Raw genomic sequence first — 26,233 nt, forward strand, 5'->3', positions numbered from 1 at the left:
CGTGCGTAGTGATCGGGTATCATGCGCCGTTTTCCGGATCCGCCACGCCGATGATCGAGTTCCGGCCGTCAACCTCTGCGTGGTCGGGCAGACTCGAAGGAAACCCTTGGCAAAGACCACACCCGAACTTCCGGAAGAGGGTGGAACGCGTGGACCGTTGCGTCGTCCTGGTGGACGCCGGCTACTTGCTGGGCGCGGCCGCGAGCCTGCTGGCCGGAGAGCCCGCCCGTTCCCGCATCACCGTCGACCACGCGGCCCTCATCCGGGGCCTGCGCGAGCTGGCCGAGGCCGACACGCAGCAGCCGCTGCTGCGGATCTACTGGTTCGACGGCGCCCCCGACCGGGTACCGCAGCCCGAGCATCGCAGGCTGCGTGTGATGCCCCGGGTGACCGTCCGGCTCGGCGCTCTCACCCGCAGCGACGGGCGCTGGGCGCAGAAGGGCGTCGACGCCGCGATGCACGCCGAACTCACCGAACTGGCCAGGAACCGGGCCTGCTCCGACGTGGTGCTGGTGACCGGCGACGGTGATCTGCTGCCCGGCCTGATGTCCGCCAAGGAACACGGCGTCGCCGTCCATCTGTGGGCCGTCCAGGCCGCCGACGGCGACTACAACCAGTCCGAGGACCTGGTCGCCGAGGCCGACGAACGCAGGGTGCTCGACCGGGCCTGGATCACCCAGGCCGTACAGGCCAAGGACATCGGCGGCGTCTGCGCCCCGCCGCCCGCGCCCCGCCCGGAGATCGCCGCGATCCTCTCCGCACCACTGCCCGAGGCGGCCCTCGCCGCCTCCGCCGAGCGGGCCTCGGAGGCCCAGGCGGCGGACGCCGCCGACAGCGCCGCCCCACCGCCCGAGGAGAGCCCCGCCGCCGACCGTCCGGGCCCCGGCGGAAGGGGTGTCCCCACCCCCAAGGACCTGGCAGGCACCCTGCGCGGCCCCGGTACCCAGCAGTCCCCGCAGCCCTCGCCCGCCAACGCGACCCTGCGCTGGTCCTCCGACAAGGGCTGGATGGAGCGCGGCGGACCGCTGGGCGAACCCGCCGAAACCGCGTCCCTCCCGACGCTGGCTCAGGTCACCAGCGCCGAGCAGCGCTGGGCGGACCGCGAGGAGGACATCACCACCGTCGGCGGCGACCCCTTCGAGGTGGGTCAGGTCTTCGCCCGCCGCTGGATGGAGCGGCTGCCGGACAACACCCATCTGCAGAAGCTGTCGACCTTGTATCCGCGCATCCCGCACCGCATCGACGGCGAACTGCTGCGGTACGCGGCACGGTTCGGCCTGCTCGCCCACAAGGACGACCAGATCGACGAGCACGACCGCTATGCGATCCGCGCGGGGTTCTGGCGGGAGATCGATGTACGGGCCGCGGCGGTACACGCCCCGTCGGCGGAACGGACGAGTCCGTCCGGCGACTGACGGGGCGGCGGGCCCGCCGGCCGGGCATCCCCGTCCGGCGAAATGCGGCGTCGATGCCCGACCGGCGCGGCCCCGAGCGCGATCCGGGGCATCCGACCCCGTACTCTCGTACCTCGTGAGTACGGGCACAGCACAGGCGCAGACGGCGACGGGAACCGTGTGCGCGGTGCGGGATCTGGTCAAGACCTATCCCGCCGCCCGCAGCCGCCGCGGGGCACCCGCCACCCCCGAGGTGCGCGCCACCGACGGGATCAGCCTGGAAGTGCGGCGCGGCGAGATCTTCGGACTCCTCGGACCCAACGGCGCGGGGAAGTCCACCCTGGTACGACAGCTCACCGGGCTGATGCGGCCCGACTCCGGCAGCGTCGACGTGCTGGGACACGATCTCGTCCGCCACCCCGAACGGGCCTCCCGGCTGATCGGGTACCTCGGGCAGGAGTCCACCGCCCTCGATGAACTGACCGTGTCGCTCGCCGCCGAGACCACCGGACGCCTGCGCGGCCTCGCGGTACGGGAGGCCCGCGCCGAACGCGACGCCGTACTCGACGAACTCGGCCTCGCCGAGATCGCGGGGCGCCCCCTGAAGAAGCTTTCCGGCGGGCAGCGGCGGCTGGCCTGCTTCGCCGCCGCGCTGGTCGGCGAGCGGTCGGTGCTGGTGCTGGACGAGCCGACGACCGGGATGGACCCCGTCGCGCGGCGCGCCGTCTGGGCGGCCGTGGACCGCCGCCGGGCCGAGCGCGGCACCACGGTGCTGCTCGTCACCCACAACGTCATCGAGGCCGAGACGGTCCTCGACCGGGTCGCCGTGATCGAACGCGGCAGGGTCATCGCCTGCGACACGCCGACCGGACTCAAGGAACGCGTCGCCGGCGACGTCCGGGTCGAGCTGGTGTGGCGCGAACGCGCGCCCCTGGAGGTGCCCGAGGTGGCCGCGCTGCGTGGCTCGGCCCAGGAGTCCGGGCGGCGCTGGGTGCTGCGGCTCGGCCCCGACGAGGCACGGGCGGCGGTCGCCGCGGTGACCGGCGGCGCGGCCTTCGCCGCACTCGACGACTTCACGCTGGCGACACCCAGTCTGGAGGACGTCTATCTCGCGCTCGGCGGGGACGCGACCATGGGGCTGGTGAAGTCATGAGCGGGACGCGCGGGGCGGCCGGGTGCGGGTGCCTGGCCGGGACGGGATCGGCGGCCGGGTGCGTGTGCACGGCCGGGCAGGGAGTGAAGAGGAGCAGCGCCAGGTGACGAGCATCGTTCCCGCGCAGGCGGTGACCGGACCCGTCCGGACCGCCGAGGACGGCCGTGCCGTCGGCGACGGTCCCGGACACGACGGGGCGGCCCCCGCGCCGCTCGCGCCGCGGGCCCGGCTGTTCCCGTCGCTCGCGGCCGTCTACCGTGCCCAGCTCTCCAGGGCCAGGGTCGCCCGCATTCCGCTGCTCTTCGTCGCGACCTTCCAGTCCGTGGGGATCATGGTGCTGATGCGCGGGGTCGTCGACGGCGGCTCCGAGGCGCGGGCCGTCGTCGCGGGATCCAGCGTCCTCGTGGTGGCCTTCGTCGCGCTCAACCTGCTCGCCCAGTACTTCGGGCAGCTCCGGGCGGGCGGTGGGCTCGACCACTACGCCACGTTGCCCGTGCCGCCCGCCGCGGTGGTGCTCGGTGCGGCCGGGGCGTACGCCTCCTTCACCGTGCCCGGCACGATCGTCACGGCCGTGGCGGGGAGCGTGCTGTTCGGGCTGCCGCTGACGCATCTGTGGGTGCTCGTCGCCGTCATCCCGCTCTCCGGGGCGGCGCTCTCCGGGCTCGGCGCGGCGTTGGGGCTGCTCGCGCCCCGGCAGGAGCTGGCCACGCTGCTCGGGCAGCTGGGGATGTCGGCGGCGCTGCTGCTCGGTGTCCTGCCGGCCGACCGGCTGCCCGCGCCGATCGGCTGGGCCCGTGATCTGCTGCCCTCGACCTACGGTGTGGAGGCGCTCTCCCGGTCCTTCGACGTCCACCCGGACTGGGCGGTCGTCGCACTGGATCTCGCGGTCTGCGCCGCCGTCGGTGTCCTGTCGCTGGCCGCGGCCACCTGGGCGTACCGCAGGGCAGCGGTCCGGTGAGGCGCGGCACAGGTACGCCTGGCACGATGGCACGGTGACCGCACCTCTGACACCGCCCCACCAGCCCTCGTCCAACGACCCCTGGCAGATCCCGCCGAAATGGGGTGGGTCCGGCGGCCCCGGCCCCGGCGTCCTGGCGGAGTCCGAGGGGGAGAACGACCGCCGGTCGGATCTGCGGCGGGCCGCTGCCGTCACCCTGCTCGTGACCGTCTCGGGTGTCGTGCTCGGACTCCTCTGGGCGTGGCTCGCCTCGAAGGTCCCGCTGATCTCCGACGGCTCGGCCGTCTACCTGAGTGACAGCGAGGGCGAGGAGGCGATCGGTGCCGACGGCACGTTCGTGCTCCTCGCGCTGGCATTCGGTGCGGTCTCCGCGGCGCTGGTCTTCTGGTTCCAGCGGCGTGGCGGGATCGCCCTGGTGGTGGGGCTGGCGCTGGGCGGACTGCTCGGTTCGCTGGTCGCCTGGCGGCTGGGCGTATGGCTCGGGCCGAACCAGGACGTGGTCGCGCACGCGCGGGCGGTCGGCAAGGGCGTGGTCTTCGACGCACCCCTTCGGTTGCGGGCGAAGGGGGCCGCGCTGCTCGTGTGGTCGCTGGGGGCGATGGCGGTTCATCTCGGGTTGACGGCGCTGTTCGGGCCGCGGGACCCGGAACCGGAGTGGGGCGCGTTTCCGGAGTGGTCCGCGGGTGGGCCCGTGCCGGGTGCGGGGCCCGCGGCGGGGCCCGCCGCTCCGGGCGCGGGCGTGCCGCCGGACGGGTCCTAGTGCCGGGAGGGGCACTGGCCGGTACGGGGGTGGCTTGCCGCGGGACCCGTCCCCACCCGCCCCCTACTCCCGGCCGATCTCCGCGAACAACGCTCCCGTGAGCGAGGCCAGATCCGTGGGGGCCAGCTCGACCTCCAGGCCGCGGCGGCCCGCCGAGACGCAGATGGTCGGGTGGGACCGCGCCGAGGCGTCCAGCACCGTACGCAGCCGCTTGCGCTGACCCAGGGGCGAGATGCCGCCCCGCACGTAGCCGGTGGTGCGTTCCGCCGCTGCCGGGTCGGCCATCGTGGCCCGCTTGCCGCCGACCGCCGAGGCCAGTGCCTTGAGGTCCAGGGAACCGGCCACCGGGACGACCGCGACGGTGAGGGTGCCGTCGACATCCGCGACCAGGGTCTTGAAGACCCGGTCGGGGGAGACGCCCAGTGCCTCGGCGGCCTCCTCGCCGTAGGAGGCCGAGGCCGGGTCGTGCTCGTAGGCGTGGACGGTGAACGCCGTGCCTGCCGCGGTCAGTGCGACCGTCGCCGGGGTGCCGCCGGGCTGTTGCTGCTTCTTCGGCTTCTTCGCCACGGGGAGGGGTCCTCGGGTCGGTCGTCGGTCAGTTGGGGTGGGTCGGGGCGCGGGTCAGGTCCACCGCCGGCAGGGACGGCAGATGCCGGATGACGGCGGTCTCGGAGCGCAGCAGCGTCAGTTCTTCGCGCAGCCGGGTCGCGGTGTCGGGTGCCTGGAGCAGCCGCTGCTTCGACGGAATGTCGAGCACGGCCGCCGCCGCGACCAGGTAGGAGACGACGGAGGGGTCGTCGGGAAGGTCCGCTCCCGTCGTCAGCGACCGTTCGCTCGCCCCGGCCAGCCGCTTCTGGTAGGCGCGGAAGGCCCGCAGGACACCCTCCGCGAGCGCGCCGGCCTCCTCGCCGGGCTCCTCGTCCAGCTCTTCGAGCTCGGCCGTCAGATACGGGCCGCTCGCGTCGACGGAGAGCAGCTTGACCCGGGTGGTGCCGGTCGCGAGGACCTCGAAGCTGCCGTCCGGCCGTTCCCGGATCTTCGCCGCGTCGGCGATGCAGCCGACCCGGTGGAAGGTCTGGACCGGATCCGGGCCGAAGCCGTCGGCGGGAGCGCGCTCGGCGCGGGTGCGCGTCGCGGCCGGCATTCCGGTGGCCGTCGGTGCAGTCTCACGGCCGTCGCGGATCGCGACCACGGCGAAGCGGCGGGGCTCGTCGTCGGCGGTCTTCAGCAGCTCGCGCATCATGGCGCGATAACGCTCCTCGAAGACGTTCAGCGGCAGCACGAGGCCAGGGAACAGCACCGCGTTCAGCGGGAACAGAGGCAGGCGAGCGGTGGTCACAACGGTCAAGCGTAATGGCCGTGTGGCCCGCTGTGGCCGGCCCGGCCCGACGAAGGCGTCGCACAGGCCGCCCGGCGCCGCGCGTCGTCCCTCGCCTCCAGGAACCGGCCCAGCGGGTCGTCGGAGACCGACGACCACGGGAACGAGGCCGCATGCGGTCCGATCTGCCGGAACTGTTCCAGTGCTTCTGCCCAGCGGCCCCGGGCGATCAGCACGAACGCCAGCAGATTGCGGGTCTCGGCCGGCCAGGGATCGCCCGGTGCGAACGAGGCGGACAGGGTGATCGCCAGGTCCGCCGCGGCGTCGATCCGTTCCTCCTGCACCGAGCTGGTCCGTAGGGTCGGTCCCTCGACCAGCACGGCGAATGCGGCCCGCAGCGGCAGCGCCTGGACCAGCGAGCCGGGCAGCGAGTCCTCGGCGGCCCGCTCGGCGAAGTCGAAGCACTCGCGGTGCGAGCCGTACCAGGCGGGGGAGAGGTACCGCAGGGCCGCGACATGGCAGCCGTAGTGGTGCGAGGAGCGCTGGATCGCCTGTTCCCACAGCGCCTCGAAGGTGGTGTGCGTGGCGTGGGTGCCGCGCGCATGGTCGAGCGCGAGCCGCCAGGGCACCGGATCGCGCGGATCGGCGTCGGCCGCCGCGGTGATCAGCGGTCCCAGCTCGCGCAGCTGCTCGGCCCGCACCGGTGACTCCCAGGCCCGGCGGACCGCCAGTTCGGCTTTGACGAGCAGCGCGTCCGGGTCGTGCGGCGCGGCGGCGAGCCAGTCGGTCAGCCAGGCGTCGCGGCTGCGGGCGAAGGTGACGAGCCGGCCGAGGTAGCGGTCCCGGTTCTCCCACTCGGCGCCGTCCCGGGTGGTGGCGAGGAGTTTCGCGGCCGGTTCGTACTCGCCGAGGGCGGCGGCGACGAGCGCCGGGGAGAGCCGCTCGTCGGGGGCGTCGAGCAGCACCGCGTCGTCCGGCGGCAGCCCGGCGAACCCCCGGGGGGAGCGCCGGATCGTGCGCGCGGTACGGAGCAGAACGCGAAGGAAAGGCATGGTGCAGACCATTGAAAAGCGCTGGTCGGGGCGGCGCCAGAGGGGCACTGTGAAGAGTTGGTGCCGAGTGAATGGGTTGTACCGGGCTTGGTCAATAAAAAGTAAAGGAAAGTGCGGAATCTGGCTTGTTCTTGACGCCCCGGCATGGGCGGCCCGCACACGGGCCCGGCCCGATCCGGCCGAGAGGCCCTGGGCGCCCGGCCGTCGTGACGGTGCCCGCGCAAGGGCGACGGTCGCTCGGACCGTCGCCCTGCGCTCGTCGATCCGCCCCTTCGTGGCCGGATTCCGCCCAGAGCCTGTCGGGTGACCTCCGACCGGGCGGGCGAGGTCACCCGACAGGCTCTCAGCCGCGGCGCAGCAGCCGTGAAGCGCCGGCCGCGACCGTCGTGGCCAGTATCCAGCCCAGCACGACGAGCACCGCCGCCGCCCACTGCCAGCCGCCCTCCATCCGCCAGTAACCGTCCTGGCCGAGGTTGATCACCGGCACCAGCAGATCGAGGGCGTACAGCGCCGGGTTCCACTCCGGATGCTCATCCTGTTTGATCGCCGCCGGGACGTGCCGGGAGAAGGCCAGCGTGCCCGCCGCCCACAGCACCGCCATCCACACCGCGGCCCGCCCCGGCCGGTAGCCGTACGCCACCGTCCAGTCCTGCAGGAAGCCCCAGAGCTTCGCGGCGGGCGGCAGCGTCTCGCGCCGCCGCCGCTGCTTGGCCAGCAGCACCTCGCGGGCGTCCGCGTCCTCCCCGCAGCTGCGCAGCACCGTCGCGAGGCGTTCGTACGGCTCCGGTACGTACTCCGGGGTCGCCGCCGCCACCCACTCCAGGCGCCGGGAGAGCGGGAAGTGCCCGTACGGGACGAGGCTCTCGTACACGAAACCGCCCATCGCCAGCCCGCCGGGCCCCGGCCAGCTCGTCGACACGTCGATCAGCGTGACGACCCTCGCGCCGTTCAGGACGACCCGGCCCTCCTCCGGCCGCTCCGCGTTGAAGCGCAGCTCCGGAGTGACGATCCGGCGCAGCGACAGCTCCTCGTGCCGGGCCAGTACGAACCGCGCCTTGTGCAGATCGACCGCATCGCCGAACCGGCCGTCGTCCAGCCGCACCCCGCCGCGGCACTCGAAGAACTGCGAACGCGTACCGCGCGCCGGGGTCGGGGCCATGACGATCCCGTACGGGGGAGTGGTGCCCTGGTTCCCGGTGTCGATGCTCACCCACGCCTCGCTCATGTACAGCGTGCGCTCCACCGTCAGCTGCGGGGCGTTCAGCGCGCGCCGCCCCTCCCTGCCGCGCAGCCGGCTGCCGCGCAGGCTCAGCGAACCGCCGACCTTCGCCCCGCGCAGACTCAGCTCGCCGCGCGCCTCGACCAGCTCCGCCTGCAGGTCCTGGGCGACCGCCAGCCCGTCGGCGGCCAGGGCGCGCCCGTTGCGGTCGGGGCCGATCTCGATCTGGTTGATCAGCAGATCGGTGCCGATCTGGGCGTCGGTGAGCCGGATGCCGTGAGCGACGCGGCAGCGCGGCAGATGCAGATCTCCCTCGGTGCGCAGCCGCGCCGCCTCCAGCCGCGGCATCGCGCAGCCGACGATCCGCAACGTCGTGAAGTGGCATTCGGGCAGCACCACCTCGCTCTCGAAGCGGCAGCCGGTCAGCTCGACGTACGGCGCGACGCGCCCGCCCGCCAGATCCAGTGTTCCCGTGATCCGGACACCCCGGAGCTTCAGCGCCGCGACCCGGCCGGGCCGCGGCGGAGGACCGGACAGCAGCAGCCGGGCGACGACGCGCCCGTCCACACTGCGTTCCGGTCCCCAGACACGCGGGGCGAACGGATCGTCCTGCGCCGGGTCGCGGGCGCGCAGATCGTAGGTGCTGCCGTTCCTGAAGGCCTGCCACATGCCCAGCTCGGCCGCGCTGAGACCGTCCGGGAAATCGCCGTCGTACGGTTCGGTCACGGGTGCCCCTTCCGCTCGGAGCCGTTCTTCTCTCTGGTGTTCCCTCTGGGTGACGAAGTGAACGCTATTGGTCAGGAGTGACCCCCGAGGCACGTATCAGCCAGTGATACGGGCGACCGGACGCCGTAGGCGGTCTGCGAGAATTGCGGTGTGATCTCTCGAATCGATCTGCGCGGCAACGCCCTCCCCGAGGGTGGAGCCCTGCGCGACCTGCTGCCCCGTGCCGAGTTCGACGTGGAAGCCGCCCTGGAGACGGTGCGGCCCATCTGCGAGGACGTACGCCATCGTGGCTCGGCGGCAGTGATCGAGTGGGGGGAGAAGCTCGACGGCGTACGGATCGAATCGGTCCGCGTTCCGGCCGCGGCGCTCACCGAGGCGCTGGAGCGGCTCGATCCCGCCGTACGGGCCGCGCTGGAGGAGTCGATCCGCCGCGCCCGCATCGTCCACGGCGAGCAGCGCCGCACCACGCACACCACCCAGGTCGTCCCCGGCGGCACCGTCACCGAGAAGTGGGTGCCGGTCGAGCGCGTCGGGCTGTACGTGCCGGGCGGGCGCTCCGTCTACCCGTCGTCCGTCGTCATGAACGTCGTTCCGGCCCAGGAGGCGGGCGTCGAGGGCATCGCCGTGGCCTCGCCGCCGCAGAAGGACTTCGGCGGTCTGCCGCACCCCACCATCCTCGCCGCCTGCGCCCTGCTCGGCGTCGACGAGGTGTACGCGGCCGGTGGCGCCCAGGCCGTCGCGATGTTCGCGTACGGAACGGCCGAATGTCCTCCGGTGAACCTCGTCACCGGCCCCGGCAACATCTACGTCGCCGCCGCCAAGCGTCTCCTCAAGGGCCGGATCGGCATCGACGCCGAGGCGGGCCCCACCGAGATCGCGATCCTCGCCGACTCCACCGCCGACCCGGTGCACGTCGCCGCCGACCTGATCAGTCAGGCCGAGCACGACCCGATGGCCGCCGCCGTCCTGGTCACCGACTCCGAGGAACTGGCCGCCGCCACCGAGGCCGAGCTGAAGCCCCAGGTCGCCGCGAGCAAGCACGTCGCCGACCGGATCGAGCCCGCACTGGCCGGCCGCCAGTCCGCGATCGTCCTGGTCGACGACCTGGAGGACGGCCTCAAGGTCGTCGACGCGTACGCCGCCGAGCACCTGGAGATCCAGACCGCCGACGCCGCCGCGCTCGCCGACCGGGTGCGCAACGCCGGGGCGGTCTTCGTCGGCCCGTGGGCCCCCGTCTCGCTCGGCGACTACTGCGCCGGCTCCAACCACGTCCTGCCCACCGGCGGCTGCGCCTGTCACTCCTCGGGCCTGTCGGTGCAGTCCTTCCTGCGCGGCATCCACATCGTCGACTACACGCGTGACGCGCTCGCCGAGGTCACCCACCATGTCGTGACCCTCGCCGAGGCGGAGGACCTCCCCGCCCACGGCGCCGCGCTCAAGGCCAGGTTCGGCGGAGAGGTTCCGCAGCAGTGACGCACAGCAACACCCCTCGCACGACCACGCGCATCGACGATCTCCCGATCCGCGACGAGCTGCGTGGCAAGTCCCCGTACGGGGCGCCGCAGCTCGACGTACCCGTGCGACTGAACACCAACGAGAACCCGTACCCGCTGCCCGAGGAGCTCGTCGAGCGGATCGCCGAGCGCGTCCGCGAGGCCGCCCGCGACCTCAACCGCTACCCCGACCGGGACGCCGTCGAGCTCCGCACGGAGCTGGCCCGCTACCTCAGCCGCACCGCCGGGTACGAGGTCGCTCTCGCCAACGTCTGGGCGGCCAACGGCTCCAACGAGGTGCTCCAGCAGCTGCTGCAGACCTTCGGCGGCCCCGGCCGCACCGCGATCGGCTTCGAGCCCTCGTACTCCATGCACGCCCTCATCGCCCGGGGCACCGGCACCGGCTGGATCTCCGGACCGCGCAACGAGGACTTCACCATCGACGTCGACGCGGCCCGGAAGGTCATCGCCGAGCACCGGCCCGATGTCGTCTTCATCACCTCGCCCAACAACCCCACCGGCACCGCCGTCGACGCCGAGACCGTGCTCGCGCTGTACGACGCGGCCCAGGCGGCCGGGCCATCGATGGTCGTCGTCGACGAGGCGTACGGCGAGTTCAGCCACCACGCCTCGCTGCTCCCGCTGATCGAGGGCCGGCCGACCATGGTGCTCTCGCGGACCATGTCGAAGGCGTTCGGCGCCGCCGGGCTGCGCCTCGGCTACCTCGCCGCCGATCCGGCCGTCGTCGACGCGGTCCAGCTGGTGCGGCTGCCGTACCACCTGTCCTCGGTCACCCAGGCCACCGCGCTCGCCGCCCTGGAGCACACCGATACGCTGCTCGGATACGTCGCCCAGCTCAAGAGCGAGCGCGACCGGATCGTCACGGAGCTGCGCGCGCTCGGCTACGACGTCACCGACTCGGACGCCAACTTCGTCCAGTTCGGCCGCTTCGCCGACAGCCACGCCGCCTGGCAGCGGATCCTCGACCAGGGCGTCCTGGTCCGGGACAACGGCGTACCGGGATGGCTGCGGGTCTCCGCGGGCACCCCGGCAGAGAACGACGCGTTCCTCGATGCGGCACGCACGCTTGTAAATGAGATCGCCAAGAAGGAGCACGACGCATGACTCGCGCGGCCCGCGTAGGAAGAGTCGAACGCACCACCAAGGAAACCTCGGTGCTCGTCGAGATGAACCTCGACGGCACCGGCAAGGTGGATGTGTCGACCGGGGTCGGTTTCTACGACCACATGCTCGACCAGCTCGGCCGGCACGGGCTCTTCGACCTCACGGTCAAGACCGACGGCGACCTGCATATCGACTCGCACCACACCATCGAGGACACCGCCCTCGCGCTCGGAGCCGCGTTCAAGCAGGCCCTCGGCGACAAGGTCGGCATCTACCGCTTCGGCAACTGCACCGTCCCGCTGGACGAGTCGCTCGCCCAGGTGACCGTCGACCTCTCCGGCCGCCCGTACCTGGTGCACACCGAGCCCGAGAACATGGCGCCCATGATCGGCGCGTACGACACGACGATGACCCGGCACATCCTGGAGTCCTTCGTCGCCCAGGCGCAGATCGCCCTGCACGTCCACGTGCCGTACGGGCGCAACGCCCACCACATCGTGGAGTGCCAGTTCAAGGCGCTCGCCCGCGCGCTGCGCTACGCCAGCGAGCACGATCCGCGTGCCGCCGGGATACTCCCCTCCACGAAGGGCGCGCTGTGACCGGCCTCAACACCATCCTGATCGTCGTCGGCCTCTTCCTGGCCGGCGGCGTCTACTCCTTCGCGAAGCAGGGCATGCCCAAGGGCGTCATCGTCCTGCTCTCCATCGCCTCCGTGATGTGCCTGGTGGCAGGCATTCTGCGGATCCAGGGACTCTGGGACTGAGGAACGAGCTGTGAGCGACAACAAGAAGGTCGTCGTCTTCGACTACGGCTTCGGCAACGTCCGCTCCGCCGAGCGGGCCCTCGCCCACGTCGGCGCGGACGTCGAGATCACCCGCGACTACGAGAAGGCGATGAACGCCGACGGGCTGCTGGTGCCCGGCGTCGGCGCGTTCTCCGCCTGCATGGACGGGCTGAAGAAGGCCCGCGGCGAATGGATCATCGGCCGCAGGCTCTCCGGCGGCCGCCCCGTCATGGGCATCTGCGTCGGTATGCAGATCCTCTTCGAGCGGGGCATCGAACACGGCGTGGAGACGGAGGGGCTGGACGAATGGCCCGGCACCGTCGCCCCGCTGAAGGCCCCGATCGTCCCGCACATGGGCTGGAACACCGTGCGGTCCCCCGAGGACTCCCAGCTCTTCGCGGGTCTCGACCCGGAGGCCCGGTTCTACTTCGTGCACTCCTACGCCGTGCACGACTGGAGCCTGGAGGTCACCAACGCCAAGATCCGTGCGCCCCGGGTCACCTGGGCCACCCACGGCGAGCCGTTCGTCGCCGCCGTGGAGAACGGCGCCCTGTGGGCCACCCAGTTCCACCCCGAGAAGTCCGGCGATGCCGGCGCCCAGCTGCTGACCAACTGGATCGAGACGCTGTAATGCCGAAGCTTGAACTGCTCCCCGCCGTCGACGTCCGCGACGGCCAGGCCGTCCGCCTCGTCCACGGCGAGTCCGGCTCCGAGACCTCCTACGGTTCCCCGCTGGAGGCCGCCCTCGCCTGGCAGCGTGCCGGGGCCGAGTGGCTGCACCTCGTCGACCTGGATGCCGCCTTCGGCACCGGGGACAACCGTGCGCTGATCGCCGAGGTGGCCGGCGCCATGGACATCAAGGTCGAGCTCTCCGGCGGCATCCGCGACGACGCCTCGCTCGCCGCCGCCCTCGCCACCGGCTGCCGCCGGGTCAACCTCGGCACCGCCGCCCTGGAGGCCCCGGAGTGGGTCGCCAAGGTCATCGCCGAGCACGGTGACAAGATCGCCGTCGGCCTCGACGTCCGCGGCACGACGCTGCGCGGCCGCGGCTGGACCCGCGACGGCGGCGACCTCTACGAGACACTCGCCCGCCTCGACTCCGAGGGCTGCGCCCGCTACGTCGTCACCGACATCGCCAAGGACGGCACGCTCCAGGGGCCCAACCTGGAACTCCTGAAGAACGTCTGCGCCGCCACCGACAAGCCCGTCGTCGCCTCCGGCGGCGTCTCCTCGCTGGACGACCTGCGGGCCATCTCCTCGCTCGTCCCGGACGGCGTCGAGGGCGCGATCGTCGGCAAGGCGCTGTACGCCAAGGCGTTCACCCTCGAAGAAGCACTGCAGGTGGTCTCCGGATGAGCGACTCCGTCAACCGCATCTCCTCCGGCGCCCCCTGGGAGGAGAAGTTCGGTTACTCCCGCGCGGTCGAGCTGCCGAACGGCCTCGTCCTGGTGGCCGGCTGCACGTCGGTGGAGAACGGGCAGATCTCCGCGGGCGGCCCGTACGAGCAGACCGTCACCTCCTTCAAGGTCGCCTTCGACGCGCTGAAGCAGCTCGGTCTGGGCCGTGAGGACGTCGTCCGCACCCGGATGTACGTCACGCACGCCCGGGACGTGGACGAGGTCGGCCGTGCCCACAAGGAGCTCTTCGACGACGTCCGCCCCGCCGCCTCGATGATCATCGTGTCCGGTCTGGTGGACCCGAGCCTGGTCGTCGAGGTCGAGGTCGAGGCGTACCGGGGAGGTGCGCGGTGAGCCTCGCGGTGCGCGTCATCCCGTGCCTGGACGTCGACAACGGCCGGGTCGTCAAGGGCGTCAACTTCCAGAACCTGCGCGACGCGGGCGATCCCGTCGAGATGGCGAAGCTGTACGACGCCGAGGGCGCCGACGAGCTGACCTTCCTCGACATCACCGCGTCCAGCGGTGACCGGGAGACCACCTACGACGTGGTGCGCCGCACCGCCGAGCAGGTCTTCATCCCGCTCACGGTCGGCGGCGGCGTCCGGACCGCCGACGACGTCGACAAGTTGCTGCGGGCCGGTGCGGACAAGGTCGGCGTCAACACCGCGGCCATCGCCCGCCCGGACCTGATCCGGGAGATCGCCGAGCGCTTCGGCCGCCAGGTCCTGGTGCTCTCCGTGGACGCCCGGCGCACACCGACGGGCACCTTCGAGGTCACCACGCACGGTGGCCGCAGGGGCACCGGCATCGACGCCGTCGAATGGGCGCACCGGGCCGCCGAGCTGGGCGCGGGCGAGATCCTGCTCAACTCGATGGACGCCGACGGCACCAAGGACGGCTACGACACCGAGATGATCGCGGCGGTCCGGGAGCACGTGACCGTCCCCGTCATCGCCTCCGGCGGCGCGGGCCGGCTCGCGGACTTCGCGCCGGCCATCGCGGCGGGGGCCGACGCGGTACTCGCCGCGTCCGTCTTCCACTTCGGCGATCTGCGGATCTCCGAGGTCAAGGGCGCTCTCAGGGAGGCCGGACACCCGGTCCGCTGACCGCAGTACCCCATCGATCGCCGGACGGGCCGTTGTGGCCCGTCCGGCGATCGGCGTTTCCAGGACCGTCCTGTCCCGCCGTGGCGGCGGAGAGCGCGCCGAAATTCCACAACTTTTATTGCGCAACAAAGATTGCGCAAGTTTCCTTTCCTATCTACTGTGGAGGGCATGGCAAGCAAGGAATCGCGCCGGATCTCGGATCTGGAGACCCTGAAGGCGTTCGGGCACCCCCTGCGGATGAAGCTCTACCGGGCGCTCTACATCTCTCGTAAGGCCACCGCCTCCCAGCTCGCCGAGCAGGTCGACGAGGCCGTCTCGCTGGTCAGCTACCACCTGCGCAAACTCGCCGACCACGGCCTGATCGAGGAGGCCGAGCAGCAGGGCAGGGACGGCCGGGAGCGCTGGTGGCAGCCCGCCTCCAAGGGACTGTCCTTCCACGAGGAGGACTTCAGCGACGCACCCGAGAAGGCCGCCACGCACGCCGCGGTCGGCCGGCTCTCCTTCGACCAGCGCAGCGAGCTGTACCGCCGCTACCTCGACTCGGCCCAGAGCTGGCCGCAGGAGTGGCGCGGCGCCGCCTCCGGCTCCGAGTACCTGGCCCGGCTCACCGCCGAGGAGCTCACCGCGCTCAGCCGTGAGCTGCACGAACTCATCGACCGGTACGAACAACTCGGCCGTGCCCGCGACGAGGCCGGGGACACGGAAGGCCGCGAGAACGTCGCCGTGCACCTGTACACATTCCCGTTCCGCACCTGACTCGCCGTCCCGGGAGGACGACTTCCATGACCGTCACGGGCACGACCACGCACGCCCCCGAACGTCCCGCCCACCGCGACGGCAACGTCCTGCGCTGGCTCGGTGCCTACACCGCTTCGATGATCGGCGACAGCGTCTACTACATGGCACTCGCCTGGGCCGCCGCCCGCAGCGGCAGCGCCACCCAGGCCGGGCTCGTCCTCGCCGTCGGCTCCATACCCAGGGCCCTGCTGATGCTCGGCGGGGGAGTGCTCGCCGACCGGATCGGGCCGCGCCGCGTCGTCATCGGCAGCGACGCCGCCCGGTGCCTGGTCGTGCTGGGCCTGGCGGGCACGCTGCTGCTCACCTCGCCCGCCGTGTGGATGCTGATCGCCGTCGCGCTCGTCTTCGGTGTGGTCGACGCCCTCTTCCTGCCCGCCGTCGGCGCCCTGCCACCCCGGATCACCGCCGCCGGACAGCTCGCCCGCGTCCAGGGGCTGCGCGGACTCGCCTCCCGGGCCGCCAACGTCGTCGGAGCGCCGCTCGGCGGGGTCGCGGTGGCCGGCGGCGGCCCGACCCTCGCGTTCGCCGCGGCCGGCGTGCTCTTCGCGTTGTCCCTGCCGCTGCTCCTGTCCCTGCGGGTCGGCCCACTGCCCGCCCGGGAGGCCCCCGAACCGTCCGGCACCGCCTGGCACGAACTGGTGGACGGGCTGCGCCACATCCGCCGTCACCCGGTGCTCGGACCGCTGATGCTCGTCGTCGCCCTCAGCGAACTGGGCTTCGCGGGGCCGCTCAACCTCGGACTGATCCTGCTCGCCCGCGAGCGCGGCTGGGGCGCCTCCGGCATGGGCTGGATCGTCGCCGCGTTCGGGATCGGCGCCGGTGCGTCGGCCCTGGTGCTCGCGGTGCGCGGCCGGGTACCGCGGGCCGGGCTCGTGATGTGCCTGATGGTGCTGATCGGCGCGGTCGCCATAGCGGCCCTGGCCTACACGCCCTCGCTGGGCCCCGCCGTCGCCGTCGCCGTCGGCATCGGGCTCTTCGCGGGCCTCGGCGGCTCCCTGTGCGGCGCCCTGATCCAGACGGTCACCGAACCCGCCTATCTGGGCCGGGTCACCTCGGTGTCGACGCTCTTCACCCACGCGATCGCACCGCTCAGCTACCCGGTCACGGGAGCCGCTGTCGCCGCCCGGGGGACGGGCCCGGTCTTCGTCGCCAGTGCCGCGGTGTGCGCGGCGGGCGCGGTGGTCGCTCTGACCTTCACCCGGTTGCGCCGCGCGGAACTCCCGGGCTGACCCGTCCCCGTACGCGCTACATGCCCAGCTCGGCCGTGTGCAGCCGGGCCACCGCCTCCGTGTCGCCGTCCAGCCCCACCGTCGCCGCGTCCTGCCGGCCGAACACGAAGAGCAGCAGCTCGCCCGGCTCGCCGGTGACCGTCACGACCGGGGTGCCCTTGTGCGCCACCGCCGTCTGGCCGTCCGGGCGGCGCAGCACCAGCCCCACCGGGGACTTGCGGCCCAGCAGCCGGGCCGTCCGCTCCGCGCGGGCCCACAGCACATCGGCGAAGACCGGGTCCAGCTCCCGCCGCGACCAGTCCGGCTGTGCCCGGCGCACATCCTCCGCGTGGACGTAGAACTCGACGGTGTTGGCGGCCTCGTCGATCTGCTTCAGACCGAACGGGGACATCCGCGGCGGACCGGTACGGATCAGCTGGATCAGCTCCTCGTACGGCTTCGCCGTGTACTCCGCCTGCACCCGTTCGAGGCGGTTCTTGAGCACGCCCAGCAGGGCGCCTCCCGCCGCGTCCGGCCGGCGCTCGCGGACCACCACATGGGCGGCGAGGTCCCTGGTCGTCCAGCCCCGGCACAGAGTCGGAGCTTCCGGTCCCGCCGCCTCCAACAGGTCGGCGAGCAGAAGTCGTTCGCGCTTCGCATGGGTCGACATGCTCGCCAGCGTACGGCCGTCGGACGCGGTCCGCCCAGTGGACGCCGCACCGAACCGCTCCCGCGACCACGGCACAATGGGCGCATGACCAGCGCGCCCACGCCCAGCACCCCGCCGCCGTCCGGCAACCTCGACCCGGCCATCGCCGCCCGCCTCAAGCGCGGCGCCGACGGGCTCGTGCCGGCCATCGCCCAGCAGTACGACACCGGCGAGGTGCTGATGCTCGGCTGGATGGACGACGAGGCACTGCACCGCACCCTCACCACCGGCCGCTGCACCTACTGGTCCCGCAGCCGTCAGGAGTACTGGGTCAAGGGCGACACCTCGGGCCACGTCCAGCAGGTCAAGTCCGTCGCCCTCGACTGCGACGCCGACACCGTCCTCGTCAGGGTCGACCAGACGGGTGCCGCCTGCCACACCGGCGACCGCACCTGCTTCGACGCCGACGTCCTCCCGCTCGCCCAGTAGGGTCGGCCGCCATGGATCTCGATACCTTCCGCAAGCTGGCCGTCGAACGGCGCGTCATCCCTGTCAGCCGCCGGCTCCTCGCGGACGGCGACACCCCCGTCGGCCTCTACCGCAAACTCGCGGGCGAGCGCACCGGCACCTTCCTCCTGGAATCCGCGGAGAACGGCCGCAGCTGGTCGCGCTACTCCTTCATCGGGGTACGCAGCGCCGCGACCCTCACCGCGCGCGACGGGCAGGCCCACTGGCTGGGCACCCCGCCCGTCGGGGTCCCCGTCGACGGTGACCCGCTGCAGGCCCTGCGCGCCACCATCGAGACCCTGCACACCCCGCACGACCTGGTCGTCGACGACGGGCTGCCCCCGTTCACCGGCGGCATGGTCGGCTATCTGGGCTACGACATCGTGCGCCGCCTGGAGAAGATCGGCGACAGCGCAAAGGACGACCTGCACCTCCCCGAGCTGACGATGCTCCTCACCTCGGACCTGGCCGTGCTCGACCACTGGGACGGCAGCGTCCTCCTGATCGCCAACGCGATCAACCACAACGATCTCGCGACCGGCGTCGACGAGGCGTACGCGGACGCCGTCGCCCGTCTCGACGCCATGGAGCGGGACCTCTCGCGCCCTGTCGAGAACAGCCCCGCCGCCCTGCCGCCGTCCGAGCTCCCCCCGTACACCGCGCTGTGGGGCGGCCCGGCGTACCAGGACGCCGTCGAGGACGTGAAGGAGCGCATCAGGGCCGGCGAGGCCTTCCAGGTCGTTCCCTCCCAGCGCTTCGAAACCCCCTGCACGGCAAGCGCGTTGGACGTCTACCGGGTGCTGCGCGCCACCAACCCGTCGCCGTACATGTACCTCTTCCGCTTCGACGGCTTCGACGTCGCGGGCTCCAGCCCGGAAGCCCTCGTCAAGGTCGAGGACGGACGTGCGATGGTCCACCCGATCGCCGGAACCAGACACCGCGGCGCCACCCCGCAGGAGGACCAGGCCCTCGCCGACGAACTCCTCGCCGACCCGAAGGAGCGCGCCGAGCACCTGATGCTCGTCGACCTCGGCCGCAACGACCTCGGGCGGGTCTGCGAACCCGGCAGCGTCGAGGTGGTCGACTTCATGTCGATCGAGCGGTACTCGCACGTGATGCACATCGTCTCCACCGTCACCGGCCGGGTCGCCGAGGGCCGCACCGCCTTCGACGTCCTCACCGCCTGCTTCCCCGCGGGCACCCTCTCCGGCGCCCCCAAGCCCCGCGCGATGCAGATCATCGAGGAGCTCGAACCGACCCGCCGCGGACTGTACGGAGGCTGCGTCGGCTACCTCGACTTCGCCGGGGACTCCGACACCGCCATCGCGATCCGGACCGCCCTGCTCCGCGACGGCACGGCGTACGTCCAGGCCGGAGCGGGGGTCGTCGCCGACTCCGACCCGGTCGCCGAGGACACCGAGTGCCGCAACAAGGCCGCCGCGGTGCTCCGCGCGGTGCATACGGCCAACCGGCTCCACGGCTGACGAGGCGGTAGGGGATAGTGGGGTATGTGAGTGCTGTTCCCGTACCCCAGCCCCGTGCCCGAGCGGCCACCGCCGACGCCACGGGAAGCCGCCGCAGCCTGGCCGCCGGACTGCTCCTCGGCGCGGCCGGTGCCACCGTCGTCCTGCTCGCCTCCGGCCAGACCTGGGCCGAGGGCCGGGCGGCCGTCGGCGGCGGCTCCCTGCCGCTGGCCGCCGACGGTCAGGACGTCACCGGCCTCCCGGCGGCCCTGGCCATCGTCGGCCTGGCCGCCCTCGTCGCCGTCTTCGCCGTCCGCAGCAGCGGGCGGCTGATCGTCGCCGGGCTCCTCGCCCTCAGCGGCCTCGGCGCCGGACTGAGCGCCTGTCTCGGCGCCTCCGACAGCTCGGCGCTCGACGAGAAGGCCGCGCAGACCACCGGCGACACCGCGGCGACCATCGGCGCCCTCAGCCACACCGCGTGGCCCTACGTCACCGCGGCCGGCGGCCTGCTGATCCTCCTCGCCGGACTGCTCGCCCTGCGGTACGGGAAGCTCTGGCCCACCATGTCGGGACGGTACGAACGGGACGGCACCCCCCGCCCCCGCAAGGCCGCCCGCACCGCCTTGGACCCGGACCGGCCCGAGGACCTGTGGAAGGCCCTGGACCGCGGTGAGGACCCGACGCGCGAGGCATGACCCCCGAGCTCACGCCGTACCCGCGCGTACGGGACAATGAAGCCGAGCTTTCTGCACAGCGGCACCAACAGCGGCACCAGCTTTGCGTACAGCGATACCAACAGCGCATCACCAACAAGGAGCAACTCATGGCGGGCAGCAGCCACGGACACACCCCGGCCGCCTGGACCGGTGTCATCATCTCCTTCATCGGCTTCTGCGTCGCGGGCGTCTTCCTGGTCGCGGCCAACCCGATCGGCTTCTGGGCCGGTATCGCCGTCGTCTTCCTCGGCGGGATCGTCGGCATGGCGATGAAGGCGGCGGGCCTCGGCATGCCGAAGGAGTCCGAGGAGATGGCCCAGGCGAGGGCTCGCGCCGCGCAGGCCCAGATCTCCTGACACACGCAGTACCCGTACGCATGCGAGGCGCAGCCCGGTCCGGGCTGCGCCTCTCCGCGTCAGCGGGGACAATCACCGAGTGGACGCATCGCCTACCCCAGCCGCAGCGCCGTCGGCGCCGGGACCCCGGCCCGCCCCCGGCCCCCCGTCGATGTCCGGACAGCCGCCGGTGAACGGCCAGCCGTTCCCGCCCGTCTTCCCACCGGCCCCGGTGCCCGCCTCACGGATCCGGCGGCTCGCCGTCCCGGCGGGGGTCATGGCCGCGGTCATCGGCGCCTTCGGGTACGTCGGCGCCGTCGACCCCAATCAGCCGGGCCACTACCCGGTCTGCCCGCTGCTGCGGTTCACCGGCCTGTACTGCCCGGGGTGCGGCGGGCTGCGCAGTGCCCACGCGGTCGCTCACGGCGACATCGCCGCCGCCCTCGGCTCCAACGCGCTCGCCGTCGTCGGCTACGGGGTCTTCGCGGTCCTCTGGGTGGTCTGGACGGCCCGCGCCGCCCGGGGAAGGCCCATGAGCATCGCCGCGAAACCCGTCGTCTGGTGGGGGATCGGGGCCGTGCTGCTGATCTTCTCAGTCGTCCGGAATCTTCCGTTCGGAACGGCGCTGGCGCCTTGAATGCCCAGGTAGTGGGACATTCGCCGACTGGATTCGGGCCCTTCGCCCTCCTGCGGATAGCATTGACATGGCTGATCCTGTTCCCTCATCACCGTCCCGGAAGGGGGCCGCTCGCGTGAGTGTGCTCGACGAGATCATCGACGGCGTACGCGCCGACCTCGCAGAGCGGCAGGCGCGTGTCAGCCTCGACGAGCTGAAGGAGCGCGCGGCGCGTGCTCCCGCGGCCAAGGACGGAGCCGCAGCCCTGCGTGGCGAGGGCGTGACCGTCATCTGCGAGGTCAAGCGCTCCAGCCCCTCCAAGGGGGCTCTCGCCGCCATCGCCGACCCGGCCGCGCTCGCCGCGGACTACGAGGCGGGCGGCGCGTCCGTCATCTCGGTCCTCACGGAGGAGCGCCGCTTCGGCGGTTCGCTCGCCGACCTGGAGGCCGTCCGCGCCAAGGTCGACATCCCGGTCCTGCGCAAGGACTTCATCGTCACCTCCTACCAGCTCTGGGAGGCCCGCGCCCACGGTGCCGACCTCGCCCTGCTGATCGTCGCCGCCCTCGACCAGGAGGCCCTGGTCTCCCTGATCGAGCGCGCCGAGTCCATCGGTCTGACGCCGCTGGTCGAGGTGCACGACGAGGAGGAGGCGGAGCGCGCCGTGGACGCCGGTGCGAAGGTCATCGGTGTCAACGCCCGCAATCTGAAGGACCTCAAGGTCGACCGCTCCACCTTCGAGCGCGTCGCCCCCGAGATCCCCGACCACATCGTCAAGGTCGCCGAGTCCGGCGTCCGCGGTCCGCACGACCTGATCGCGTACGCCAACGCGGGCGCCGACGCCGTGCTCGTGGGCGAGTCCCTGGTCACCGGCCGCGACCCGAGGGCCGCCGTCGCCGACCTGGTCGCCGCGGGCGCCCACCCGGCGCTCCGCCACGGACGGGGCTGACCCGCACCATGTCCGCCGACCGTCCCGTGCTCCGCACCCGGCCACGCCTGCGCCTGGCCGCGGTGACGGCTGCCCGGGACCCGCACGCGCCGCTGGCGCGCGGCTGCCGCCCCCGCGGCTGCCGCGCCCCCGCGCGCCGGGTGCACGGCCGGCGCGTGCGGTACGTGATCGGCGACGAGCCCGGCCAGGTCAACGGCATGCGATGGCGCACGGGGTCCGCGCTGTAGCGAGCCCCGGCCGACGTACCCGCACCACTCCTGTCGTACGTACGACCGCACCGCCCGACCGTTTCCGGTCGCGGTGGCGCTCCGCTCACGGCGCATACGGTGAACCCACCCATTGCGATGTCGAGGAGCACGTCGGATGTCATCTGACTTCTTCATCCCGGACCCGGAGGGTCTGATCCCCAGCGCCGAAGGCTACTTCGGAGCGTTCGGCGGCAAGTTCATCCCGGAGGCGCTCGTCGCCGCCGTGGACGAGGTCGCCGTCGAGTACGACAAGGCGAAGGCCGACCCGGCCTTCGCCGCCGAGCTCAACGAGCTCATGATCAACTACACCGGCCGCCCCAGCGCGCTGACCGAGGTGCCGCGCTTCGCCGAGCACGCGGGCGGTGCCCGGATCTTCCTCAAGCGCGAGGACCTGAACCACACCGGCTCGCACAAGATCAACAACGTGCTGGGCCAGGCGCTGCTCACCAGGCGCATGGGCAAGACCCGGGTCATCGCCGAGACCGGTGCCGGACAGCACGGTGTCGCCACCGCGACCGCCTGTGCGCTCTTCGGCCTCGAATGCACCATCTACATGGGTGAGATCGACACCGAGCGGCAGGCGCTGAACGTGGCGCGCATGCGGATGCTGGGCGCCGAGGTCATCGCCGTGAAGTCCGGCTCCAGGACGCTGAAGGACGCCATCAACGAGGCGTTCCGCGACTGGGTCGCCAATGTGGACCACACGCACTACCTCTTCGGCACCGTCGCGGGACCGCACCCCTTCCCTGCCATGGTCCGCGACTTCCACCGCGTCATCGGCGTCGAGGCCCGCCGCCAGATCCTGGAGCGGACCGGCCGGCTGCCGGACGCCGCCATCGCCTGCGTCGGCGGCGGCTCCAACGCCATCGGACTCTTCCACGCCTTCATCCCGGACGCCCATGTCCGCTTGATCGGCTGCGAGCCCGCCGGGCACGGGGTGGAGACCGGCGAGCACGCGGCCACCCTGACGGCGGGCGAGCCCGGCATCCTGCACGGCTCGCGCAGCTACGTCCTCCAGGACGACGAGGGCCAGATCACCGAGCCGTACTCCATCTCGGCCGGTCTCGACTACCCGGGCATCGGCCCGGAGCACGCGTACCTCAAGGACATCGGCCGCGGCGAGTACCGTGCGGTCACCGACGACGCCGCCATGCAGTCGCTGCGCCTCCTCTCCCGTACCGAGGGGATCATCCCGGCCATCGAGAGCGCCCACGCGCTGGCCGGGGCCCTGGAGGTCGGGAAGGAGCTCGGCAAGGACGGACTGCTCGTGGTCAATCTGTCCGGCCGCGGAGACAAGGACATGGACACGGCGGCCCGCTACTTCGGGCTGTACGACGGGGCCGACGGGGTCGTCGAGGCCGATGTGGCCGACGGGGAAGAGGAGGTCACCAAGTGAGCGGCAATGTGAAGCTGTTGAGTTCCTCCCTCGCGCGGGCCAAGGCGGAGAACAGGGCCGCGCTCATCGCGTACCTGCCGGCCGGGTTCCCGACCGTCGACGGCGCGATCGCCGCCGTGAAGGCGGTCGTGGCGGGCGGCGCGGACATCGTCGAGGTGGGGCTGCCGCACAGCGACCCGGTGCTCGACGGATCGGTCATCCAGACCGCCGACGACATCGCCCTGCGGGGCGGCGTGAAGATCGCCGACGTGATGCGCACGGTCCGCGAGGCGTACGAGGCGACCGGCGTCCCGATCCTCGTCATGACGTACTGGAACCCGATCGACCGGTACGGCGTCGAGCGCTTCACCGCCGAACTCGCCGAGGCGGGCGGCGCCGGATGCATCCTGCCCGACCTGCCGGTCCAGGAGTCCGAGCTGTGGCGCGAGCACGCCGACAAGCACGGTCTCGCGACCGTCTTCGTCGTCGCGCCGAGCAGCAGGGACGAGCGCCTCGCCACCATCACCGCGGCCGGCTCCGGCTTCGTCTACGCGGCCTCGCTGATGGGGGTCACCGGCACCCGGGAGTCGGTCGGCGAGCAGGCCCAGGAGCTGGTCGGGCGCACCCGGGCCACCACGTCCCTCCCGGTCTGCGTCGGCCTCGGCGTCTCCAATGCCCGGCAGGCCGCCGAGGTCGCCGGTTTCGCCGACGGAGTGATCGTCGGCTCCGCCTTCGTCAAGAGCATGCTGGACGCTCCCGACGAGGAGAGCGGCCTGGCCGCGGTCCGCTCCCTGGCGGGCGAACTGGCCGAAGGCGTTCGAAAGCGCTGAATCGGGTGTAATCCGAACGGGTGGACCTGGACCGGGGAGGCACGCGCGTGCCTCCCCGGTTCGTTGCTGCGGGTGTGAGCGAGAAGAACGAACAGGGAAAAAGGGCCGCGCGAGACCGGCTCGTCCAGCAGCGTGAGCGCGAGAAGGCGCACGAGCGCCGCAGGCGGGCGCTGATCGTCGGCGGCGCCGTGGTGGGTGTGCTGGCGCTGGCCGCCGTCGTCGGCGTGATCGCCGCGAACACGGGCGGCAAGAAGAGCAGCACGGCGGGCCCCGTCGTCGCACCGTCCGGTGCGACCGGCAAGGACGGCCTGGCCATCCAGGTCGGCGCGGACAATGCCCCGTCCACGCTCACCATCTGGGAGGACTTCCGCTGCCCGGTCTGCGCCCAGTTCGAGAACGCGTTCCGGGACACCGCCCACCAACTGGAGAGCACTGGACAGGTCAAGATCGAGTACCACCTCGCCACGCTCATCGACGGCAATCTCGGCGGCAGCGGCTCGCTGCGGGCGGCCAACGCGGCGGCCTGCGCGCAGGGCGCGGGAAAGTTCTCCGCCTACCACGACGTCCTCTACCGCAACCAGCCGCCGGAGACCGAAGACGCCTTCGGTGACAACGCCAAGCTGATCGAGCTCTCCAAGAAGGTCCCGGGGCTCGACACCCCCGCCTTCCGCAGCTGTGTGGAGGACGGCAAGCACGACAGCTGGGTCCAGAAGTCCAACACGGCGTTCCAGAAGGGCGGATTCCAGGGCACGCCGGCCGCGCTGCTCAACGGAGAGACGATCTTCCCGAAGAAGGGTGACGAACCGATCACCTCGGCGAACCTGAAGAAGTGGGTCGCCGAGGCCAACAAGGGCAAGAAGCCGGGCACGGTCACACCGGCGCCGTCGCACTCCTGAGCGTTGGTCCGGCAGGGGGAATCCATGACCTGCCTGTTACCCATACGTTGTCGGGTGGGTTGCCGTAGGCCCCACCCGGCAAGGTAGCGTCGACCCTGCCATGGACCTTGCCTACATTCCCAGTCCGTCGACCGGCGTGATCGATCTCGGCCCGATCCCGCTGCGCGGCTACGCGTTCTGCATCATCATCGGTGTCTTCGTCGCCGTCTGGTTCGGCAACAAGCGCTGGATCGCCCGGGGCGGCAGAGCCGGCACCGTCGCCGACATCGCCGTATGGGCGGTGCCCTTCGGCCTCGTCGGCGGGCGGCTCTATCACGTCATCACCGACTACCAGCTGTACTTCAGCGACGGTGAGAACTGGGTCGACGCCTTCAAGATCTGGCAGGGCGGCCTCGGCATCTGGGGCGCGATCGCGCTCGGCGCCGTCGGTGCCTGGATCGGCTGCCGCCGCCGTGGGATCCCGCTGCCGGCCTGGGCCGACGCGCTCGCCCCCGGTATCGCCCTGGCCCAGGCCTGCGGCCGCTGGGGCAACTGGTTCAACCAGGAGCTGTACGGCAAGCCGACCGATGTGCCGTGGGCGCTGAAGATCAGCGAGGGCCCCAACAGGGTCGCGGGTACGTACCACCCGACGTTCCTGTACGAGTCGCTGTGGTGCATCGGTGTCGCCCTGCTGGTGATCTGGGCGGACCGCCGCTTCAGGCTCGGTCACGGCCGGGCGTTCGCGCTGTACGTCGCCGCGTACTGCGCGGGACGCGGCTGGATCGAGTACATGCGGGTCGACGAGGCCCACCACATCCTGGGCGTACGCCTCAATGTGTGGACCGCGGGGATCGTGTTCCTGCTGGCGGTGGTGTACATGGTGATCTCGGCGAAGGTGCGTCCGGGGCGCGAGGAGGTCGTGGAGCCGGGCGCGGTGGACGCCGAGGACGGCGAAGCCACGAAGGACGGCGAAGGCGCCGATGCCGTGAAGGACGGCGACGCCCCGGGTGACGCGGACAAAACCGTCGCGTCCGACGCGGACACGGGTCCTGGGACGAATACCGCCGAGCGTGCCGACGACTCCGATGACAGTGCCGCGAAGACGCCGGAGAAGAACGGCGCCGCGGAGGCGGCGAAGAACGGCTGACCCGTACGTTCGTCATGTGTGGGGCCCCGAACCGC

30 protein-coding genes are annotated in these 26,233 nt (G+C 72.1%); 25 read left to right on the top strand and 5 right to left on the bottom strand.

Annotated features, from left to right (window positions below):
• Positions 1–140 precede the first annotated feature (140 nt).
• The 4 genes from ACIQCZ_RS22220 to ACIQCZ_RS22235 all read left to right on the top strand — a co-directional run bounded on the left by ACIQCZ_RS22220 (position 141) and on the right by ACIQCZ_RS22235 (position 4,265).
• Complete coding sequence (locus tag ACIQCZ_RS22220; RefSeq protein ID WP_402284429.1) at positions 141–1,415, top strand: NYN domain-containing protein; 1,275 nt, start codon at positions 141–143, stop codon at positions 1,413–1,415.
• A gap of 157 nt (positions 1,416–1,572) precedes the next feature.
• Positions 1,573–2,547 carry an ABC transporter ATP-binding protein gene (locus tag ACIQCZ_RS22225; protein ID WP_402284677.1) on the top strand — a complete coding sequence of 325 codons (975 nt, stop codon included), beginning with the start codon at positions 1,573–1,575 and terminating at the stop codon, positions 2,545–2,547.
• 229 nt (positions 2,548–2,776) lie between these two features.
• Positions 2,777–3,505 carry an ABC transporter permease gene (locus ACIQCZ_RS22230; protein ID WP_391740105.1) on the top strand — a complete coding sequence of 243 codons (729 nt, stop codon included), beginning with the start codon at positions 2,777–2,779 and terminating at the stop codon, positions 3,503–3,505.
• A gap of 34 nt (positions 3,506–3,539) precedes the next feature.
• Positions 3,540–4,265 (top strand): ABC transporter permease, encoded by a 726-nt coding sequence (locus ACIQCZ_RS22235; RefSeq protein ID WP_402284431.1) that lies wholly within the window; start codon positions 3,540–3,542, stop codon positions 4,263–4,265.
• Positions 4,266–4,328: 63 nt separating this feature from the next.
• Here ACIQCZ_RS22235 and ybaK read toward each other — a convergent pair whose 3' ends face one another.
• The 4 genes from ybaK to ACIQCZ_RS22255 form a co-directional block, all read right to left on the bottom strand.
• On the bottom strand, positions 4,329–4,832 hold the full coding sequence (gene ybaK, locus ACIQCZ_RS22240; protein WP_402284433.1) for a Cys-tRNA(Pro) deacylase: 504 nt from the start codon (positions 4,830–4,832) through the stop codon (positions 4,329–4,331).
• Between the two features lie 28 nt (positions 4,833–4,860).
• Entirely contained in the window at positions 4,861–5,604 is a 744-nt protein-coding gene (locus tag ACIQCZ_RS22245) for an LON peptidase substrate-binding domain-containing protein (protein WP_402284435.1), read from the bottom strand.
• Between the two features lie 5 nt (positions 5,605–5,609).
• On the bottom strand, positions 5,610–6,647 hold the full coding sequence (locus ACIQCZ_RS22250; RefSeq protein ID WP_402284436.1) for a hypothetical protein: 1,038 nt from the start codon (positions 6,645–6,647) through the stop codon (positions 5,610–5,612).
• Positions 6,648–6,978: 331 nt separating this feature from the next.
• Positions 6,979–8,580, bottom strand: coding sequence for an oxidoreductase (locus ACIQCZ_RS22255; RefSeq protein ID WP_376218523.1), 1,602 nt, complete (start codon positions 8,578–8,580; stop codon positions 6,979–6,981).
• A gap of 150 nt (positions 8,581–8,730) precedes the next feature.
• Here ACIQCZ_RS22255 and hisD point away from each other — a divergent pair, with 150 nt between their 5' ends.
• The 10 genes from hisD (at position 8,731) to ACIQCZ_RS22305 (ending at position 16,512) form a co-directional block, all read left to right on the top strand.
• On the top strand, positions 8,731–10,053 hold the full coding sequence (gene hisD / locus ACIQCZ_RS22260) for a histidinol dehydrogenase (protein ID WP_402284437.1): 1,323 nt from the start codon (positions 8,731–8,733) through the stop codon (positions 10,051–10,053).
• Positions 10,050–11,198: a histidinol-phosphate transaminase gene (locus ACIQCZ_RS22265; protein WP_402284438.1), complete on the top strand. Its 1,149-nt coding sequence runs from the start codon at positions 10,050–10,052 to the stop codon at positions 11,196–11,198. The genes hisD and ACIQCZ_RS22265 overlap by 4 nt, the downstream gene beginning before the upstream one ends.
• Positions 11,195–11,797: an imidazoleglycerol-phosphate dehydratase HisB gene (gene hisB / locus ACIQCZ_RS22270; protein WP_351086611.1), complete on the top strand. Its 603-nt coding sequence runs from the start codon at positions 11,195–11,197 to the stop codon at positions 11,795–11,797. Before ACIQCZ_RS22265 ends, hisB begins: the two co-directional genes overlap by 4 nt.
• Positions 11,794–11,961 carry a hypothetical protein gene (locus tag ACIQCZ_RS22275; protein WP_402284440.1) on the top strand — a complete coding sequence of 56 codons (168 nt, stop codon included), beginning with the start codon at positions 11,794–11,796 and terminating at the stop codon, positions 11,959–11,961. The genes hisB and ACIQCZ_RS22275 overlap by 4 nt, the downstream gene beginning before the upstream one ends.
• A 10-nt stretch (positions 11,962–11,971) precedes the next feature.
• A complete protein-coding gene (hisH, locus tag ACIQCZ_RS22280) occupies positions 11,972–12,613 on the top strand; it encodes an imidazole glycerol phosphate synthase subunit HisH (protein ID WP_402284441.1) in 642 nt (213 codons plus the stop codon).
• Complete coding sequence (gene priA, locus ACIQCZ_RS22285) at positions 12,613–13,338, top strand: bifunctional 1-(5-phosphoribosyl)-5-((5-phosphoribosylamino)methylideneamino)imidazole-4-carboxamide isomerase/phosphoribosylanthranilate isomerase PriA (RefSeq protein ID WP_376280845.1); 726 nt, start codon at positions 12,613–12,615, stop codon at positions 13,336–13,338. The genes hisH and priA overlap by 1 nt, the downstream gene beginning before the upstream one ends.
• Positions 13,335–13,733: a RidA family protein gene (locus ACIQCZ_RS22290; RefSeq protein WP_189540907.1), complete on the top strand. Its 399-nt coding sequence runs from the start codon at positions 13,335–13,337 to the stop codon at positions 13,731–13,733. Before priA ends, ACIQCZ_RS22290 begins: the two co-directional genes overlap by 4 nt.
• Positions 13,730–14,485, top strand: a complete 756-nt coding sequence (gene hisF, locus ACIQCZ_RS22295) for an imidazole glycerol phosphate synthase subunit HisF (RefSeq protein ID WP_376280839.1) — start codon at positions 13,730–13,732, stop codon at positions 14,483–14,485. Before ACIQCZ_RS22290 ends, hisF begins: the two co-directional genes overlap by 4 nt.
• Positions 14,486–14,653: 168 nt before the next feature.
• Positions 14,654–15,241, top strand: a complete 588-nt coding sequence (locus ACIQCZ_RS22300) for an ArsR/SmtB family transcription factor (protein WP_402284443.1) — start codon at positions 14,654–14,656, stop codon at positions 15,239–15,241.
• A 26-nt stretch (positions 15,242–15,267) separates the two neighbouring features.
• Positions 15,268–16,512, top strand: a complete 1,245-nt coding sequence (locus ACIQCZ_RS22305; RefSeq protein WP_402284444.1) for an MFS transporter — start codon at positions 15,268–15,270, stop codon at positions 16,510–16,512.
• Between the two features lie 16 nt (positions 16,513–16,528).
• On the opposite strand, the gene ACIQCZ_RS22310 is transcribed toward ACIQCZ_RS22305, so the two are convergent.
• A complete protein-coding gene (locus tag ACIQCZ_RS22310; RefSeq protein WP_402284446.1) occupies positions 16,529–17,161 on the bottom strand; it encodes a TIGR03085 family metal-binding protein in 633 nt (210 codons plus the stop codon).
• An 84-nt stretch (positions 17,162–17,245) separates the two neighbouring features.
• On the opposite strand from ACIQCZ_RS22310, the gene hisI reads away from it, so the two are divergent.
• The 11 genes from hisI (at position 17,246) to lgt (ending at position 26,198) form a co-directional block, all read left to right on the top strand.
• Positions 17,246–17,629, top strand: a complete 384-nt coding sequence (gene hisI / locus ACIQCZ_RS22315) for a phosphoribosyl-AMP cyclohydrolase (RefSeq protein ID WP_342286399.1) — start codon at positions 17,246–17,248, stop codon at positions 17,627–17,629.
• A gap of 11 nt (positions 17,630–17,640) precedes the next feature.
• Entirely contained in the window at positions 17,641–19,131 is a 1,491-nt protein-coding gene (locus ACIQCZ_RS22320; protein ID WP_402284447.1) for an anthranilate synthase component I, read from the top strand.
• Between the two features lie 17 nt (positions 19,132–19,148).
• On the top strand, positions 19,149–19,805 hold the full coding sequence (locus ACIQCZ_RS22325; RefSeq protein WP_402284448.1) for a TIGR02234 family membrane protein: 657 nt from the start codon (positions 19,149–19,151) through the stop codon (positions 19,803–19,805).
• A 128-nt stretch (positions 19,806–19,933) separates the two neighbouring features.
• Positions 19,934–20,182: an HGxxPAAW family protein gene (locus tag ACIQCZ_RS22330; RefSeq protein WP_376222526.1), complete on the top strand. Its 249-nt coding sequence runs from the start codon at positions 19,934–19,936 to the stop codon at positions 20,180–20,182.
• 151 nt (positions 20,183–20,333) lie between these two features.
• A complete protein-coding gene (locus tag ACIQCZ_RS22335; RefSeq protein ID WP_402284450.1) occupies positions 20,334–20,798 on the top strand; it encodes a DUF2752 domain-containing protein in 465 nt (154 codons plus the stop codon).
• A gap of 115 nt (positions 20,799–20,913) precedes the next feature.
• Positions 20,914–21,723 (top strand): indole-3-glycerol phosphate synthase TrpC, encoded by an 810-nt coding sequence (trpC, locus tag ACIQCZ_RS22340; RefSeq protein ID WP_376286126.1) that lies wholly within the window; start codon positions 20,914–20,916, stop codon positions 21,721–21,723.
• Between the two features lie 8 nt (positions 21,724–21,731).
• A complete protein-coding gene (gene trpM, locus ACIQCZ_RS22345; protein WP_402284453.1) occupies positions 21,732–21,950 on the top strand; it encodes a tryptophan biosynthesis modulator TrpM in 219 nt (72 codons plus the stop codon).
• Positions 21,951–22,086: 136 nt separating this feature from the next.
• Positions 22,087–23,367, top strand: a complete 1,281-nt coding sequence (gene trpB, locus ACIQCZ_RS22350) for a tryptophan synthase subunit beta (RefSeq protein WP_365690212.1) — start codon at positions 22,087–22,089, stop codon at positions 23,365–23,367.
• The gene (gene trpA, locus ACIQCZ_RS22355; protein WP_402284455.1) at positions 23,364–24,176 is read left to right on the top strand and encodes a tryptophan synthase subunit alpha; all 813 of its coding nucleotides are present in this window, start codon (positions 23,364–23,366) and stop codon (positions 24,174–24,176) included. The genes trpB and trpA overlap by 4 nt, the downstream gene beginning before the upstream one ends.
• Before the next feature lie 74 nt (positions 24,177–24,250).
• Positions 24,251–25,072 (top strand): thioredoxin domain-containing protein, encoded by an 822-nt coding sequence (locus ACIQCZ_RS22360; RefSeq protein ID WP_402284457.1) that lies wholly within the window; start codon positions 24,251–24,253, stop codon positions 25,070–25,072.
• A gap of 100 nt (positions 25,073–25,172) precedes the next feature.
• Positions 25,173–26,198: a prolipoprotein diacylglyceryl transferase gene (gene lgt, locus ACIQCZ_RS22365; protein ID WP_402284458.1), complete on the top strand. Its 1,026-nt coding sequence runs from the start codon at positions 25,173–25,175 to the stop codon at positions 26,196–26,198.
• Positions 26,199–26,233: the final 35 nt, after the last annotated feature.

Origin of the sequence: Streptomyces sp. NPDC093149 (genome assembly GCF_044754145.1) — a bacterium.
In the GTDB taxonomy this organism is placed as follows: Bacteria; Actinomycetota; Actinomycetes; order Streptomycetales; family Streptomycetaceae; genus Streptomyces.

Excerpts from the sequence above, each read along its gene's own strand:
- ACIQCZ_RS22305 (WP_402284444.1), top strand. The coding sequence starts at position 15,268 with ATGACCGTCACGGGCACGACCACGCACGCCCCCGAACGTCCCGCCCAC.
- hisB (WP_351086611.1), top strand. The coding sequence starts at position 11,195 with ATGACTCGCGCGGCCCGCGTAGGAAGAGTCGAACGCACCACCAAGGAA.
- lgt (WP_402284458.1), top strand. The coding sequence starts at position 25,173 with ATGGACCTTGCCTACATTCCCAGTCCGTCGACCGGCGTGATCGATCTC.
- ACIQCZ_RS22330 (WP_376222526.1), top strand. The coding sequence starts at position 19,934 with ATGGCGGGCAGCAGCCACGGACACACCCCGGCCGCCTGGACCGGTGTC.
- trpM (WP_402284453.1), top strand. The coding sequence starts at position 21,732 with ATGTCCGCCGACCGTCCCGTGCTCCGCACCCGGCCACGCCTGCGCCTG.
- ACIQCZ_RS22300 (WP_402284443.1), top strand. The coding sequence starts at position 14,654 with ATGGCAAGCAAGGAATCGCGCCGGATCTCGGATCTGGAGACCCTGAAG.
- ACIQCZ_RS22310 (WP_402284446.1), bottom strand. The coding sequence starts at position 17,161 with ATGTCGACCCATGCGAAGCGCGAACGACTTCTGCTCGCCGACCTGTTG.
- ACIQCZ_RS22290 (WP_189540907.1), top strand. The coding sequence starts at position 13,335 with ATGAGCGACTCCGTCAACCGCATCTCCTCCGGCGCCCCCTGGGAGGAG.
- priA (WP_376280845.1), top strand. The coding sequence starts at position 12,613 with ATGCCGAAGCTTGAACTGCTCCCCGCCGTCGACGTCCGCGACGGCCAG.
- ACIQCZ_RS22250 (WP_402284436.1), bottom strand. The coding sequence starts at position 6,647 with ATGGTCTGCACCATGCCTTTCCTTCGCGTTCTGCTCCGTACCGCGCGC.
- trpB (WP_365690212.1), top strand. The coding sequence starts at position 22,087 with ATGTCATCTGACTTCTTCATCCCGGACCCGGAGGGTCTGATCCCCAGC.
- hisI (WP_342286399.1), top strand. The coding sequence starts at position 17,246 with ATGACCAGCGCGCCCACGCCCAGCACCCCGCCGCCGTCCGGCAACCTC.
- ACIQCZ_RS22335 (WP_402284450.1), top strand. The coding sequence starts at position 20,334 with ATGTCCGGACAGCCGCCGGTGAACGGCCAGCCGTTCCCGCCCGTCTTC.
- ACIQCZ_RS22320 (WP_402284447.1), top strand. The coding sequence starts at position 17,641 with ATGGATCTCGATACCTTCCGCAAGCTGGCCGTCGAACGGCGCGTCATC.